The sequence below is a fragment of the Pseudomonas sp. LD120 genome (assembly GCF_009861525.1).
GTDB lineage: Bacteria > Pseudomonadota > Gammaproteobacteria > Pseudomonadales > Pseudomonadaceae > Aquipseudomonas.
On record NZ_WVHL01000003.1, the window covers coordinates 876,334 to 894,178 of the forward strand.

At 65.8% G+C, this 17,845-nt stretch carries 2 protein-coding genes; both read left to right on the forward strand.

The window, feature by feature from the left end; genetic code table 11:
• Positions 1–107: 107 nt before the first annotated feature.
• A complete protein-coding gene (locus PLD_RS10245) occupies positions 108–11,255 on the forward strand; it encodes a non-ribosomal peptide synthase/polyketide synthase (RefSeq protein ID WP_159892261.1) in 11,148 nt (3,715 codons plus the stop codon).
• Positions 11,255–17,842: a non-ribosomal peptide synthetase gene (locus tag PLD_RS10250; protein ID WP_159892263.1), complete on the forward strand. Its 6,588-nt coding sequence runs from the start codon at positions 11,255–11,257 to the stop codon at positions 17,840–17,842. The genes PLD_RS10245 and PLD_RS10250 overlap by 1 nt, the downstream gene beginning before the upstream one ends.
• The last annotated feature ends 3 nt before the right edge of the window (positions 17,843–17,845 follow it).

Genomic DNA, 17,845 nt, shown 5'->3' on the forward strand with positions numbered 1-17,845 from the left:
GGTGCTCCGGGCGCTGCGCGGGGTTAATTTTCCCCGGCCTTCATCCGTTCCGTAGGGATGACCGAGCCAATGCTCGATACCCCACACGTAAGTACGGATGACTCCCGATGAATGCAGAAGACTCCTTGAAGCTCGCCCGCAGATTCATTGAACTGCCGCTGGAAAAGCGTCGGCTGTTCTTGAAGGCTCTGGACAAGGAAGGTGTCGATTTCTCTCTGCTGCCAATTCCTGCGGGGGTTGTGGTGCCGAACCGGCAAGCCCTGTCCTACGCGCAGCAGCGCATGTGGTTTCTCTGGCAACTGGACCCGCAGAGCGCGGCCTACAACCTGCCTAATGCGGTCCGCCTGAGCGGGCCGCTGGACCGGGTCGTGCTGGCGCAGGCCTTCGACTGGCTGCTGGAGCGGCATGAGAGCCTGCGTACGGTCTTTTGCCTGGAGAACGATGAGCCGCGGCAGGTGGTCCAGCAGACGCAGATCGACATCGACTACCGGGACCTGTGCGACCTTGACCCGCAGCAGCGCGAAGCCTGGGTGCAGCAGCAGGCTGACGCCGAAGCGCGCCGGCCCTTCGAGCTGCAGCAGGGGCCGTTGCTGCGGGTCTGCGTGCTGGGCCTGGGCGAGCAGGAGCACGTGATGCTGCTGACCCTGCACCATATCGTCGCGGACGGCTGGTCGATGGGGGTCTTGATCGAGGAGTTCTTGCACGCCTACGACAGCCTGCTACAGGGGCAGGCGCCGAGTCTGCCGGGGTTGCCGATCCAGTACCGCGACTACGCCCTGTGGCAGCGCAGTTGGCTGGAGGCGGGGGAGCAGGAGCGGCAACTGGACTACTGGCAGGCCAAGCTGGGGGATGAGCATTCGCCGCTGCAGTTGCCCACCGACCATCTGCGGCAGGCCCGTGTCAGCCGACAGGGGCGCCGTCTGGAGGTTGAGCTGGAGCCAGGCCTGGCCCAGCAACTGGGCGCCTTGGCGCGCCAGCAGGGGGTGACCCTGTTTGCCGTGCTGCTGGCCGGTTTCAAGCTGCTGTTGTCGCGCTACAGCGGCCAGCAGGACATCCGGGTCGGCGTGCCCATCGCCAACCGCACGCGCCAGGAAGTCGAAGGGCTGATCGGCTTCTTCGTCAACACTCAGGTACTGCGTACCGAACTGAGCCCGCAATGGACGGTGCGGCACCTGCTGGCCGATATCCGCGAGACCACCCTGGGTGCCCAGGCCCATCAGGACCTGCCCTTCGAGCGTCTGGTGGAAGCCCTGCACCTGGAGCGCAGCCTGAGTCATAGCCCGCTGTTCCAGGTGCTGTACAACCACCAGCCCCAGGTCACTGAATTGACCACCCTGCGCAGCCGCTCCGGGCTGCACGTGCAGGCCTTGCCGCGCAACGAGCGCACGGTTCAGTTTGACTTGACCCTGGATACCTTCGAGCGCGGCGGCCAGTTGCTGGCCGCGTTCACCTATGACTGCCAGCTGTTCGAAGCGCAGACCATCGAGCGCATGGCCGGCCACTGGCAGAACCTGCTGTGGGCAATGGTGCGCGAGCCGCAGGCGGCGATTGGCGAACTGCCGTTGCTCAGTGCCGAACAGTGCCAGGGCACCCTGGCCCAGGGCGTGGGTCCCCGGGAGGTGTTCGCTGCCGAGTCGGTGCTCGAACGCTTTGCCCGTCAGGTCGCCGCGCAGCCTGAGGCGCCGGCCCTGGTGTTCGCCGGGCAGTGCCTGAGCTACCGCGAGCTGGACCAGCGCGCCAGCCACCTGGCCGCGGCGTTGGTGGCCCGGGACGTGGGCCCGGAAGTGCTGGTGGGCATTGCCGTGGAGCGCTCCCTGGAGATGGTGGTGGGCCTGTTGGCGGTGCTCAAGGCCGGCGGCGCCTACGTGCCGCTGGACCCGCAATACCCCGAGCAGCGCTTGCGCTACCTGCTGGAAGACAGCGGCGTGCGCCTGTTGCTGAGCGAGGCGGCGGTGCAGCCGCGGCTGCCGCTGGCGGCCGGGGTCGAGGTGCTGTTGCTGGATCAGGCGCAGGCCTGGGCGCCGGTCAGCGAAATGCAGGCGCCATGGCCTGGGGTGGCGGCCGGAAACCTGGCCTATTCGATCTACACCTCTGGCTCCACCGGTGCCGCCAAAGGCGTGAGCATCAGCCACGGAGCTCTGGCCAACTATGTGCAGGCGATCATCCAGCGCCTGCCACTGGAGGCTGCGCGCACTATGGCCGTGGTCTCGACCATAGCTGCGGATCTTGGCCACACCACGCTGTTCGGCGCCCTGTGCTCCGGCAGTTGCCTGCACGTGATCGACCTGGATACCGGGCTGGACGCCGACGCCTTCGGTGCCTACCTGCACACCCACCAGATTGATGTCTTGAAGATCGTCCCGTCCCATTTGCAGGCGTTGATCAGCGGTCAGGAACCGGCGCGCTCCCTGCCGCGCCAGTGCCTGGTGCTGGGGGGCGAGGCTTGCCCGGCGGCGCTGGTCCGCAGGATCGCGGCCCTGGCGCCGCAGTGCGCGGTGTTCAACCACTACGGCCCGACCGAAACCACGGTCGGCGCCCTGACCATGGCTGCCGCCGGGCTGGCGGATGAGCTGGCGGTGGTGCCCCTGGGTCTGCCGTTGGCCAACGTTCGGGCGCGGGTGCTGGATGCGTCCTTGCAACCGGTGGCGCCCGGCACCCCGGCCGAGCTGTACCTGGGCGGTGCCGGCCTGGCGCGGGGTTACCACCAGCGTGCGGCCTTGACCGCCGAGCGCTTCGTGCCGGACCCCTTCAGCGGCGACGGGCAGCGCCTGTACCGCAGCGGTGATCTGGTGCGTTATCTGGACGATGGGGCGCTCGATTACCTGGGCCGCATCGACCATCAGGTGAAGATCCGCGGCTACCGGATCGAGCTGGGGGAAATCACCGCGGCCCTCAAGCAGTTGCCCCAGGTCGAGGACGCCGTGGCCCAGGTGGTGAGTGTGGCGGGTGAGCCGCAAGTGGCGGCCTATGTGGTGCTGGCCAAGGCTCAGGCGCCGGAGACGGCGTGGCAGGAGATTCGCCGGCAACTGGCGGTGGTGTTGCCCGACTACATGCTGCCGATGCACTTCCTGGCGTTGGACAGCATGCCCTTGACCCCCAACGGCAAGCTCGACCTGCGGGCCCTGCCGCCATTGCAGCAGCAAGCGCCGGCGGAGGCCTTTGTGGCACCGGTCAGCGAGCTGCAGCAGGGCATCGCGGCGATCTGGCAGGCGGTGCTCAAGGTCGAACGGGTGGGCCTTGGCGACAACTTCTTCGCCCTGGGCGGCCATTCATTGCTGGCAACCCAGATCCTGTCCCGGGTGCGACGCCTGCTGGCGGCGGACGTGCCGCTGCGGCTGTTGTTCGAAACTGCACGCCTGGACGAGTTCGTCGAGCAGGTCCAGGCCTGCGCGGGCGCCACCGCGCTGCCGCAGATCGAGGCGCTGGAGCGTAACGGGCCGCTGCCGGCCTCCCATGCCCAGCAGCGGCAATGGCTGTTCTGGCAGATGCACCCGCAGAGCACCGCCTACCACACGCCGATCGTGGTCCGCTTGCAGGGGGCTCTGGACCAGGCCGCACTGCAGCAGACCTTCGATGTCCTGGCCCAGCGCCATGAAGCGTTCCGCACCACCTTCACCCAGCATCAGGAACGCCTGTGCCAGGTGGTGCATGCACAGGGCGAGATCAGTGTGGCCTGGGAGCGATTGACGCCGGGCTTGTCTCGCGAAGCCGTCCAGGCCCGCGCCCTGGAGGAGACCCAGCAACTGTTCGATCTGGAGCGCGGGCCCCTGTGCCGGGCCCGGGTGCTGCAGATCGCCGAGCAGGATCACCTGCTGGTGGTGACCTTGCACCACATCATTTCCGATGGTGCCTCCATGAGTGTGCTGGCCCGGGAGTTCGTCGCGCTGTACCGCGGCTTGATCCAGGGGCAGGCACCGCAGTTCGAGCCGTTGAGCGTGCAGTACGCCGACTACGTCCACTGGCATCGCAGTTGGCTGGAACAGGGCGAGCAACAGCGCCAGCTGGAGTACTGGCGCCAGCAACTGGGGCTGGAGCATCCGGTGCTGGAGCTGCCCCTGGATCATCCACGCCAGGCCTTGGTCAGCCATCGCCAGGAGCGCCTGGGGCTGCGTTTGCCGGCGGAGCTGGAGCAAGGGCTGCGCCGGGTGGCGCGGGAACATGACATGACCCTGTTCCAGCTGTTTCTCGGCTCGTTCGCGTTGCTGCTGCACCGTTACTCCGACCAGCCGGATATCCGCATCGGGGTGCCGGTGAGCAATCGCCGCCACCAGGAAATGGAAGGGGTGATGGGCTTCTTCGTCAACACCCTGGTGATGCGCGTCGAGCTGGCGCCGAGCCTGCCGGTGACGCAGTTGCTGCGGCAGGTCAAGGCCACGGCCCTGGCCGCCCAGGCCCATCAGGACCTGCCGTTTGATCGTTTGGTGGATGCTCTCAAGCCTCAGCGTGCGTTGGACCAGAACCCGTTGTTCCAGGTGATGTACAACCACCTGAGCATTGCTGGGGAGAGCACCGACGGCGCCAGCCTGCCGGGCCTGCTGGCCGAGGAAATGGTCCTGCAGGGCGGGACCGCGCAATTTGACCTGACCCTGGAAACCCTGGAGACCGACGCCGGGATCAACGCTTCGTTCATCTATGCCGGCGAGTTGTTCGAGGAGGTCACCGTCGAACAGTTGGCCGACCACTGGCGCAACCTGCTGCAAGGCATGCTTGAACCGCAGCTGGCCTTGGGCGAGCTGCCGATGCTGGGTCAGGACGAGCAGCGCCGCATTCGTCAGGACTGGGACCACACTCAGGTGGTCTACCCGACCGAGCGTTTTGTTCACCAGCTGTTCGCCGATCAGGCGGCCAAGGCCCCGGATGCGCCAGCGGTGTTCTTCGCCGAGCAGCGCCTGAGCTACCGCGAGCTGGATACGCAGGCCAACCAGCTGGCGCACAAGTTGATCGAGCTGGGCGTTGGCCCGGAAGTGCGGGTGGCGATTGCCATGCCGCGCTGCGCGGAAATCATGGTGGCCTTCCTGGCCGTGCTTAAAGCCGGCGGGGTTTATGTGCCGCTGGACATTGAATATCCCCAGGACCGCCTGCGCTACATGATGCAAGACAGCGGCGCGTGGCTGCTGCTGACCCAGAGCCATCTGCTGGATCGCTTGCCGATTCCTGAGGGGCTGCCGACCCTCAGCGTCGAAGGCGCGGCTGATTTTGCGGCTTACCCGGTGACCAGTCCGCAGGTAGAGCTGGCCGAGGAAAACCTCGCCTATGTGATCTACACCTCCGGCTCCACCGGCTTGCCCAAGGGCGTGGCGGTGTCCCACGGCCCGCTGGCCATGCACAGCCTGGCCACTGGCGAGCGTTATGAAATGAGCCCGGCGGATTGCGAGCTGCACTTCATGTCCTTCGCCTTCGACGGTTCCCACGAAGGTTGGATGCACCCGCTGATCTACGGCGCCAGTGTGTTGATCCGCGATGACAGCCTGTGGTCGCCGGAATTCACCTACGAACAGATGCATCGCTACGGCGTCACCGTGGGCGTGTTCCCGCCTGTGTACCTGCAACAACTGGCGGTGCACGCCGAGCGCGACGGCAATCCGCCGGCGGTGCGGGTCTACTGCTTCGGCGGCGATGCCGTGCCCCAGGCCAGTTACGATCTGGCGTGGCGAGTGCTGCGTCCGAAGTACATCTTCAACGGTTACGGCCCGACTGAAACCGTGGTTACGCCGTTGATCTGGAAGGCCAAGGCGGGCGATCCGTGCGATGCGGCCTACGCGCCTATCGGCAATATCGTCGGCAATCGCAGCGCTTATGTGGCCGATGCCAACCTCAACCTGTTGCCGGTTGGCGTGGCGGGCGAGCTGTACCTGGGTGGCCTGGGCGTGGCCCGGGGCTATCTGGATCGTCCGGGGCTGACGGCCGAGCGTTTTATCCCTGACCCCTACAGCACCACCGGGGCGCGGCTGTACCGCAGCGGCGACCTGACCCGCTATCGCACCGATGGCTTGGTGGAGTACGTCGGCCGTGTCGACCATCAGGTGAAGGTGCGGGGTTTTCGTATCGAACTGGGCGAGATCGAAGCGCGCTTGCTGGAACAAGACCCGGTATTGGAAGTGGCGGTGATCGCCCAGCCAGGGCCGAGCGGCCAGCAGCTGGTGGGCTACATCGTGCCGGTGGACGCCGAGGTGGCGTCGAGCAACGAGCGCCAGGCGCCGTTGCGCGAAAGCATCAAGGCGCGCCTGCGCGAAAGCCTGCCGGACTACATGGTGCCGACTTACCTGCTGTTCCTCGAAGCATTGCCGCTGACACCGAATGGCAAGCTGGACCGCAAGTCGCTGCCCAAAGTCGATGCGCAGTTGATGCAGCAGACCTACGTGGCGCCGCAGAACCCGCTGGAACAACAGATCGCGGCGATCTGGGCCGATGTGCTGAAACTTGAACAGGTGGGCGTCACCGACAACTTCTTCGAGCTGGGGGGCGACTCGATCATCTCGATCCAGGTGGTCAGCCGTGCCCGACAGGCGGGAATCCGCTTCACCCCCAAAGACCTGTTCCAGCACCAGACGGTGCAAGGGCTGGCCACGGTGGCGGAGCAGGGCGAGGGCGGTTTGCAGATCGACCAGGGGCCGGTGCGTGGCGCCACGGCGCTGTTGCCGATCCAGCAATGGTTCTTCGACACCCCGGTACCGGAACGTCATCACTGGAACCAGTCGGTGCTGCTCAAACCGCTGAAGCCTCTGAGTGCCGAGGCACTGCAGCAGGGCTTGCAAGCCTTGCTCGAACACCACGACGGCCTGCGCCTGAAGTTTGTCGAAGAAGGCCCTGCCTGGATCGCCACTTATGCTCCGCTGGGGCAGGTGACTGCGGCGCCGTTGGCGGCGATGCAAGCCGATGCGTTGCTCTGGCTGGCGGACGACGCCACTGAAGATTCGCTGCAAGCCCTGTGCGATACCGCGCAACGCAGCCTCGATCTGCAACAGGGGCCTTTGCTGCGTGCCGTGCTTTTCACGTTGCGTGATGGCACCCAGCGCCTGCTGCTGGCCATCCATCACCTGGTGGTGGACGGGGTGTCCTGGCGGGTGCTGCTGGAGGACCTGCATCAGGCCCTGGTGCAGCAGGCCGCCGGGCACGCCATCAAGCTGCCGGCCAAGACCAGCTCTTCCCAGGCCTGGGCCGGGCAGTTGCAAGTTTATGCCCGCAGCGCGGCGCTGCAGCAGGAGCTGGCTTACTGGCAGGCGCAGCTGCAGGACGTCGAGTCGGGCCTGCCCTGCGACCGGGCAACGGATCAGGTGGTGATCGAGGACGCCCTGAGCGTCAGCACCGAACTGGACCCGAGCTACACCCAGCGCCTGTTGCAGGACGCGCCGGTGGCCTATCGCACCCAGATCAACGACTTGCTGCTGACTGCCCTGGCCCGGGTCATGACCCGCTGGACCGGTGAAAGCAGCGCCCTGGTGCAACTGGAAGGCCACGGCCGCGAGGAGCTGTTCGACAGCATCGACCTGAGCCGTACCCTGGGCTGGTTCACTAGTGTGTTCCCGGTGAAACTGACGCCACAGCCGGCCCTGGCCGATTCGATCAAGCTCATCAAGGAGCAACTGCGGGCCGTGCCGAACAAGGGCATCGGCTTTGGTGCCCTGCGTTACCTGGGGGATGCTCAAGCACAGGCAGCCCTCGCCGCACTGGCGGTGCCGCGCATTACCTTCAACTACCTGGGCCAGTTCGATGGCAGCTTCGATGAGCCGGATGCCTGGTTTGCCCCCAGTACCGAAGCCAAGGGCGCCGATCAAGGCGCCCAGGCTCCGCTGGGCAACTGGCTGAGCATCAATGGCCAGGTCTATGGCGGCCAATTGAAGCTGGGCTGGACCTTCAGCCGGGCAATGTTCGATGCCGCGACCATCCAGCACCTGGCCGATGACTACGCCCGGGAGCTCAAGGCGCTGATCGACCATTGCAGCCAGCCCGCGCACCGTGGGGTGACTCCGTCGGACTTCCCGCTGGCGGGCCTGAACCAGCAACAGCTGGATCAACTGCCCCTGGTGCTGACCGAGGTCGAGGACCTTTACCCGTTGTCGCCGATGCAGCAGGGCATGCTGTTCCACACCCTCTATGAACAGGGTGCGGGTGACTACATCAACCAGTTGCGGGTGGACGTGGACGGGCTTGAGCCCGAGCGCTTCCGCCAGGCCTGGCAGGCAGCCATCGACCGTCATGACATTCTGCGCAGCGGGTTCCTCTGGCAGGGCGAGCTGCCGGCACCGGTGCAGGTGGTGCACAAGCGCATTGCCCTGGACTTTGTCGAGCATGACTGGCGGGCAATCGAGGCCCTGCCAGCCGCCCTGGACCGGTTGGCTGAGGAAGAACGCCGGCGAGGTTTCGACCTGCTGGCCGCGCCGCTGTTGCGCCTGACTCTGGTGTGCACCGGCGAGCAGCGCTATCACCTGATCTACACCAACCATCACATCCTGATGGACGGCTGGAGCAACTCGCGGCTGCTGGGGGAAGTGCTGCAACGCTACGCAGGGCAGTACGCGAGCCAGACGCCGGGACGCTATCGTGACTACATCGCCTGGCTGCAACGCCAGGACGCTAGGCTCAGCGAGACCTTCTGGAAGCAGCAACTGGCGGATCTGGATGAGCCAACCCGTCTGGCCCAGGCCATCAGCCGCGGTGGCCAGGCCCTGGCCGGCCAGGGCTACGCCGCCCATCAACAGCACCTGGACGGGCAACAGACGCAACGCTTGAGCGAGTTCGCCCGCCAGCAAAAGGTTACGGTCAATACCCTGGTGCAAGCGGCGTGGCTGTTGTTGCTGCAACGCTACACCGGGCAGGACAGCGTGGTGTTCGGCGCCACGGTGTCTGGCCGCCCGGCGGAGCTCAAGGGCGTGGAGCAGCAGATCGGCCTGTTCATCAATACCCTGCCGGTCGTGGCTGCGCCGCGCCCGGACATGCCGGTCAGTGACTGGCTGCAGGAGGTGCAGGCACGCAACCTGGCCCTGCGCGACTTCGAACACACGCCGCTGTACGACGTGCAGCGCTGGGCCGGCCTTGGGGCCGAGGCGCTGTTCGACAACATCCTGGTGTTCGAAAACTACCCGGTGTCCGAGGCCCTGGCCCAAGGTGCCCCGGCGCAGTTGAGCTTCGGCCTGGCGGCCAATCATGAGCAGACCCACTACCCGTTGACTCTGTCGGTGTACCTGGGGCAGACCCTGGCGTTCGACTACAGCTATGCCCGGGAGCATTTCGCCCAGGCCAGCATTGAGCAACTGGCGGATTATCTGGAGCAGATGCTCATGGCGCTGGTGGAACAGCCGCAGGCGAGCATCGGTGAGTTGGCGCTGACTGGCGCTACCGAACGCCGCTTGATCGAGGAGCAACGCAGCCGTACTCCAGCGCGGGACCTGTCGCCGTTCTGCGTCCAGCAGTTGATCGAGGCCCAGGCCGAACGAACCCCGGATGCGGTAGCACTGTTGTGTGCCGGCGAGCAACTGAGCTATGGCCAGTTCAACCAGCGGGCCAACCAGTTGGCCCATGCGTTGATCGAGCAGGGCGTGGGCCCGGATGTGCGGGTGGGTATTGCCGTGGAGCGCGGGCTGGACATGATTGTCGGCCTGCTGGCGGTACTCAAGGCCGGCGGCGCCTACGTGCCGCTGGACCCTGAATACCCTCAGGAGCGCCTGCACTACATGATGCAGGACAGCGGCATCCAGCTGCTGCTGACCCAGTCGCCGCTGCTGGAACGCCTGCGCGACGGGGTGGAGGTACCCCGCCTGTGCCTGGATCAGCAGGGCCTGGACGGCTACTGCCTGGGCAACCCACCGCCGCAGGCCCAGGGCGCCAACCTGGCGTACGTGATGTACACCTCTGGCTCCACCGGCCGGCCCAAGGGCGTGGATATCAGCCACAGCGCCTTGAGCCAGCACGCCCAGGTTTCCCGGGACTGCTTCAACATGAGCTCGGCAGACCGTGGCCTGCAGTTCTCCACCTTCAACTTCGACGCCTTTGTCGAACAGTTGTACCCGGCACTGATTTGTGGCGCCTCGGTAGTGATTCGTGGCAAGGCGCTGTGGGACAGCGAAACCTTCTACCGCGAGCTGATCGAGCAGGGCATCAGCATCGTCGATCTGAGCACCGCCTACTGGTTCATGCTCGGCAAGGATTTCGCCGCCCGGGAACCCCGTGATTTCGGTCGCCTGCGCCAGCTCAACCTGGGAGGCGAGGCCATGCCGGCGGAAGGCGTGGCCGCCTGGAAACAGGCCGGTCTGGATCAGGTCTGCCTGCTCAACACCTACGGCCCGACCGAGGCCACGGTGAGTGTCACCGCCCATGACTGCAGCCGCTACCTGCAGGACGGCGAAACCTTGCCGAGTCAGATGCCGCTGGGCAAGGGCCTGCCGGGGCGCTCTATCTACCTGCTGGACAACAGCGGCAACTTGACCCTCAGCGGCGCCACCGGCGAGTTGATGATCGGTGGCGAGCTGCTGGCCCGGGGTTACCACAACCGTCCGGGCTTGACGGCGGAGCGCTTCATCCCCGACCCGTTCAGCCGCGACGGCGGGCGCCTGTACCGCTCCGGCGACCTGGCCCGTTATGACGCCCAGGGCGTGGTCGAGTACGCCGGGCGCATCGACCACCAGGTGAAGATCCGCGGCTTCCGCATTGAAATGGGCGAGATCGAAGCGCGCCTGCTGGAACTGCCGTTGGTACGCGAAGCCGTGGTGCTGGCCCAGGAGGCGGCCGGAGGTCCACAGCTGGTGGCCTACGTGGTGGCGGCCGCGGGCGTGGCGGTGGAGAGCCCGGAACAGCAGGCGCAGTTGCGCGAGCGACTGAAAACGGCCCTCAGGGAGGTGTTGCCGGACTACATGCTGCCGGCGCACCTGCTGTTCCTTGAGGCCCTGCCGTTGAGCCCCAACGGCAAGCTGGACCGCAAGGCCCTGCCCAAGGCCGACGTCAGCCTGTTGCAGCAGGCCTACATCGCCCCACAGAGCGAACTGGAACAGCAGGTCGCGGCGATCTGGGCCCAGGTGCTGGAGGTCGAGCAGGTGGGCATGAACGATAACTTCTTTGAACTGGGTGGGCATTCCTTGTTAGTCACCGCGATGGTCTCTCGAGTCCAGCTCAAGCTTGGGCGCCAGGTCAGTGTGCAGATGGCGTTTGAATTTCCAACCCTGGGGCTGTTCGTCAGCCAGTTGCAGCAGACGCCCGGCCAGGTGCACAGCGCCGATCTGAGTGCGTTGGAACTGTTGCTCGACGAAATGGAGGCTGTGTAATGGACAACACCACCGCGCTGAAAATTGTCAAAGGCTTCATCCTGCTACCCCTGGAGAAGCGCAAGGTCTACCTGCAGAAGATGCTCGAACAGGGCATCTCACCGGCCAACCTGCCGATTCCCGAAGTGCGCCTGAGTCAGGAGCGCCTGCCGCTGTCCTATGCCCAGCAACGCCAGTGGTTCCTCTGGCAACTGGCGCCCGAGAGCGCCGCCTATCACATTCCCAAGGCCCTGCGCCTGCGCGGAAAACTCAATATCGAGGCCCTGCAGCGCAGCTTCGACAGCCTGATCGCCCGCCATGAAAGCCTGCGCACCCATTTCGTCGAGGAGGCTGACACGGCGCTGCAGGTGGTAGCCCCCGAGGCGCGTCTGGAACTGGTGCGCCAGGCACTGTCGGCGCAGGCGAGCGAACAGCAGATCCAGGCGGCCGTGCAGGACTTCGTCCAGGCCCAGACCCGGCAGTTGTTCGATCTGCTGGCCGGGCCGCTGCTCAGGGTCGCTCTGTTGCAGGTGGCCGAGGATGACCATGTGTTGGTGCTGACCCAGCATCACATCGTTTCCGATGGCGGGTCGATGCAGGTCATGGTGGATGAGCTGATCGCGCTCTACATCGGCCATTGCCAGGGCCAGACGGCGCCGTTACCGGCGCTGGCGATCCAGTATGCCGACTACGCCCTCTGGCAGCGGCACTGGATGGAGGCCGGTGAAAAGGACCGGCAACTGGCCTACTGGACGGCGCAACTGGGCGGCGAGCAGCCCTTGCTCGAACTGCCTCTGGATCGCCCGCGCCCCGCGGTGCAGAGCCATCGGGGCGGGCGCCTGGAGCTGACCCTGGAGCAGCCGTTGAGTGAAGCCCTGGGCAGCCTGGCCCAGCAGGAAGGGGTGACCCTGTTCATGCTGTTGCTGGCTTCTTTCCAGACCCTGTTGCACCGCTACAGCGGCCAGGCCGATATCCGCGTCGGCGTGCCCATTGCCAACCGCAACCGGGTCGAGACCGAGCGCCTGATCGGCTTCTTCGTCAACACCCAGGTGCTCAAGGCCGAGATCGACGGGCAGATGTCCTTCAGCCAGTTGTTGCAGCAGGTACGCCAGACCGCCCTGGCGGCGCAGGCGCACCAGGACCTGCCTTTCGAGCAACTGGTAGAGGCCTTGCAGCCGGAGCGCAGCCTGAGCCACAACCCGCTGTTCCAGGTGATGTTCAACCACCAGGTGGAAGTGGCGGGCGCAGCCAGGCCCCTGAACCTGCCGGGCCTGAGCATCGAGGCCCTGGACTCCCAAGGGCAGTCGGCGCAGTTCGACCTGACCCTGGACACCGTGGAAACCCAGGGTCGGATCGCCGCGTCCCTGGTCTATGCCACCGATGTGTTCGACGCCGCCACCATCGAGCGTCTGGCCGTCCATTGGCGCCAGTTGCTGCAAGGTGTGGTCCGCCAGCCGCAACAGCGCATCGGCCTGCTGCCCTTGCTTGCGGCCGACGAGCAGACGCAGATCCTTGGCCAGTGGAACCCGCAGCCGCAGGCATTCCCTTCGCGGGCCTGCCTCCATCAGCTGATCGAGGCCCAGGCCGCCAGGGCACCCCAGGCCATTGCCCTGACCTGCGCCGGGCAGAGCCTGGACTACCAGCAGCTCAACGAGCGGGCCAACCGTCTGGCGCACAAGCTCATCGAGCAGGGTGTGGGGCCCAATGTGCTGGTGGGGCTGGCGGTGGAACGCAGTCTGGAGATGGTCATCGGCCTGCTGGCGATCCTCAAGGCCGGCGGTGCCTATGTGCCGCTGGACCCGGCCTATCCCCAGGATCGCCTGCAGCACATGATGCAGGACAGCGCCATCGCGTTGCTGCTGACCCAGGGGCATCTGCTGCAGGGCTTGCCGGCGTTTGCCGGCAGTACCTGGTTGCTGGAGCAGCCTCTGGACGGCTACCGGGTCGACAACCCCGAGGTCGGGGTGACGCCCGAAGACCTGGCCTACGTGATCTACACCTCCGGCTCCACCGGCAAGCCCAAGGGCACCTTGCAGCCGCACCACAACGTCCTGCGCCTGTTCGCGGCCACCCAGGAGTGGTTCCAGTTCGGCGCCGAGGATGTCTGGAGCCTGTTCCACTCCTATGCGTTCGACTTCTCGGTGTGGGAGATCTTCGGTGCCCTGCTGTACGGCGGGCGGCTGCTGATCGTGCCCCAGGAGGTGGCGCGCTCGGCCCAGGACTTCTACCCGCTGCTCTGCAGCGAGGGCGTGACGGTGCTCAACCAGACGCCGTCGGCGTTCCGCCAGTTGATGCACGTGGCCTGCAGCGCCGAGCCTGTGCATCGGTTGCGCTACATCGTGTTCGGTGGCGAGGCCCTGGAGGTCAATACCCTGCAACCCTGGTTCCAGCGTTTCGGCGATCAGCGCCCGCAGCTGGTGAACATGTACGGCATCACCGAAACCACGGTGCACGTGACCTACCGTCCCTTGACCCGGGCGGACCTGAGCCTGACGGGGGCCAGCCCGATTGGCGAGCTGATTCCCGACATGGCCTGGTACCTGCTGGACGGCAACCTGCAACCGGTGCCCAAGGGCTGCGTCGGTGAGCTGTATGTGGGGCGTGCGGGGTTGGCCTGGGGCTACCTGAATCGCGGCGACTTGAGTGCGGCGCGGTTTGTCCCGGATCCGTTTGGCGAGGCCGGTGGGCGTCTCTATCGCACCGGCGATCTGGCGCGTTATCAGGCCGACGGTTCGATCGGCTACATCGGTCGTATCGACCATCAAGTGAAGATTCGCGGTTTCCGCATCGAGCTGGGGGAGATTGAGGCGCGGCTGCTGGAGTTGCCCGCCGTGCGCGAGGCGGTGGTGCTGGCTGCGGATGGCCCCGATGGCCCGCAACTGGTGGCCTATGTGGTGCCCGTCGGCCTGGACTGGAACGGCCAGGACCCGCTTGTCGAGCAACTGCCACTGCGCGACGCCATCAAGGCCGGGCTGCGCGAGCACCTGCCGGGCTACATGGTGCCGGCCCATGTGCTGTTCCTCCCGGCGCTGCCCCTGACTGCCAACGGCAAGCTCAATCGCAGTGCCTTGCCGACCATCGATGGCAGCCTGTTGCAGCAGGCCCATGTGGCCCCGCGCAGCGAGCGTGAACAGCAGGTGGCGGGGATCTGGGCCCAGGTGCTGAAGCTGGAGAAGGTCGGCTTGAGCGATAACTTCTTCGAACTCGGCGGTCACTCATTGCTGGCCACCCAAGTGATGTCGCGCATCCGCCAGGAACTGGGGATCGAAGCGCCGCTCAAGTGGCTGTTCGAAGGCGAGACGCTGGAAGAGTTCGTCCGCCTGCTGGGTGCGGAAACCGCCGAACAACTGCAACCGATGCCCCTGGTGGACCGGCAGCAGCCGCTGGCGGTGTCCTATGCCCAGGAACGCCAGTGGTTCCTCTGGCAGCTGGACCCTGACAGCAGCGCCTATCACATCCCCATGGCCCTGCGCCTGCGTGGCTTGCTGGATAGCCGGGCCCTGCAAAGCAGTTTCGATGCCTTGATCGCCCGCCATGAAAGCTTGCGCACGCACTTTCTCGAGAGCGCCCGGGGCCTGACCCAGGTGATCGCGGCCCAGGCCCGTTTGCCCATCAGCCAGCAGGACTTGTCCCTGCTGGTGGAGGCCGGCAACACCGATGACTTGGTCAAGCAGGTCATCGACACCCAGGTGCGTCAGCCGTTCGACCTGCGCCAGGGGCCGCTGTTGCGGGCAACCCTGGTGCGCCTGGCGGCGGACGAGCATGTGCTGGTGCTGGTCCAGCACCACATCGTCTCTGATGGCTGGTCGATGCAGGTGATGGTGGAGGAGCTGATCCGGCTCTATGGCGCTTATAGCCAGGGGCAGCCGGCCGAGTTGCCGGCGCTGGCGGTGCAGTACGCGGACTACGCGGCCTGGCAACGCCAGTGGATGGAGGCGGGTGAGCGCGAGCGGCAACTGGATTACTGGTTGCAGCAACTGGAAGGCGGCGCCCAGGTCCTGGACCTGCCCCTGGACCATCCACGGCCGTTGCAGCAAAGCCACCAGGGCGCGCGCCATGGCATCAGCCTGGATGGCGCCTTGCCGGGGGCCCTGAAACAGCTGGCGCAGCGCGAAGGGGTCACGCTGTTCATGCTGCTGCTGGCCTCGTTCCAGGTGCTGCTGCACCGCTACAGCGGCCAGGCGGACATCCGCGTTGGCGTGCCGACCGCCAACCGCAATCGGGTCGAGACCGAGCGCCTGATCGGCTTCTTCGTCAACACTCAGGTGCTCAAGGCCGAGGTCGACGGGCAACTGAAGTTCAGCGACTTTCTGCGTCAGGTCAAAGCGTGCGCCCTGGAGGCCCAGGCGCATCAGGACCTGCCTTTCGAACAGCTGGTGGAAGCCCTCAAGCCAGAGCGCAGCCTGAGCTACAGTCCGCTGTTTCAGGTGATGTTCAACCACCAGGCCGCCGCTCGCCAAGGCGCCGAGGCCTTGGCGGTTCCGGGGTTGCAGGTGCAGATGCTCCAGGGCGAGGACAGCACGACCCAGTTCGACCTGAGCCTGGACACCTTCGAATCCGAGGATGGGCTCTGGGCTTCCCTGACCTATGCCACCGACCTGTTCGAGGCGTCCACCATCGAGCGTCTGGGCCAGTCCTGGGTGCAGTTGCTGCAGGGCATTGTCCAGCAACCCGGGCAGCGCCTGGGGGACCTGCCGCTGCTGGGGGCTGCCGAGCAGCACCAACGGCTGCACGAGTGGACCCCGACTACCGGTGAGTTCCCCTGCGATGGCTGTGTGCAGCAACTGGTGGAAGCACAGGTACAGAAAAGCCCCGACGCCGAAGCGCTGTTGTTCGCCGGCCAGCGCCTGAGCTACCGGGAACTCAATGCCCGGGCCAACCGTCTGGCGCACAAGCTGATCGAACTGGGCGTGGGGCCTGAAGTACGGGTGGGCGTGGCCCTGCAGCGCACCCCGGAAATGGTCGTGGCGCTGCTGGCGGTGCTCAAGGCCGGTGGCGCCTATGTGCCGCTGGACCCGGATTATCCACAGGATCGTCTGGCCCACATGCTGCGCGACAGTCAGGCGCAGATCCTGCTGACCGAAAGCGCCTTGCTGTCGCTGCTGCCGTCCGTGGAATCCTTGCAGACCCTGCAACTGGATGCCCAGCCGGGCTGGCTGGACGCGCATTCGCCGGAAAATCCGCCGCAGCGAGCTACTGCGGACAATCTGGCTTATGTGATCTACACCTCCGGCTCCACCGGCCTGCCCAAGGGCGTGGCGATTGCCCATCGCAACGTGCTGGCGCTGATCGACTGGTCGAGCCGGGTGTACAGCGCCGATGACCTGCAAGGGGTGCTGGCCTCGACTTCGATCTGCTTCGACCTGTCGGTGTGGGAGCTGTTTGTCACCCTGTCCAGCGGCGGCTCCATCGTCCTGGCGCGCAATGCCCTGGAGCTTCCGGAGCTGGCGGATCGTGATCGGGTGCGCTTGATCAACACCGTGCCCTCGGCGATTGCCGCACTACAGCGCAGCGGGCAGATTCCGCCTAGCGTGCGGATCATCAACCTGGCGGGCGAACCACTGAAGCAGGCCTTGGTGGATAGCCTTTATCAGCAGCCCGGGCTGGTGCATGTCTACGACCTGTACGGCCCTTCGGAAGACACCACCTACTCGACCTACACCCGGCGCGAGGCGGGAGGGCAGGCCAATATCGGCCGGGCCATCAGCCACACCCAGAGCTACATCCTCAGCCCGGACCTGCAACCGGTGCCGGTGGGCAGTGCCGGCGAGTTGTACCTGGCCGGTGCCGGGGTGACGCGCGGCTACCTGGCGCGCCCAGGGCTGACCGCCGAGAAGTTCGTGCCCAATCCGTTTTCCAGCGACGGTGGCCGGGTGTACCGCACCGGCGACCTGACCCGTTACCGCACCGATGGGGTGATCGAGTACATCGGCCGCATCGACCATCAGGTGAAGATCCGCGGTTTCCGTATCGAGCTGGGTGAAATCGAAGCGCGGCTGGTGCAGCAGGCGGCGGTGCGTGAAGCCTTTGTCCTGGCCCATGACAGTGAGAACGGCCAGCAACTGGTGGCCTATATCGTGCCGAGCGACGCCGCAATGGCGGTGGCGGGGGACGCCCAGGCGGCCCTGCGCGAAAGCATCAAGACGGCGCTGAAAGAGCATGTGCCGGACTACATGGTGCCGGCCTATTTGCTGTTCCTCGAAGCGTTGCCGCTGACACCGAACGGCAAGCTCGATCGCAAGGCCCTGCCCAAGGTCGACGCCCAGCAGATGCAGCAGGTCTACGTGGCGCCGCAGAGCGAACTGGAGCAACAGATCGCGGCGATCTGGGCCGATGTGCTGAAGCTGGAGCGGGTGGGCATGACCGATAACTTCTTCGAGCTGGGCGGCCACTCCTTGCTGGTGGCGCAGGTGGTGACCCGGGTCAAGCAGCAGCTGGGCGTGGATATGCCCATCAAGTCGCTGTTCGGCGCGGAAAGCCTTGCGGCCTTTGTCGAGAAGGTTCAGGCCCTGCGCCAGACAACTTCTTCACTGCAGGATGAATTGGCTAAATCTTTGGAGGCCCTCAAACGTTTATCTCCCGATGATCTTGAAAAAATAATTTCTTAGGCG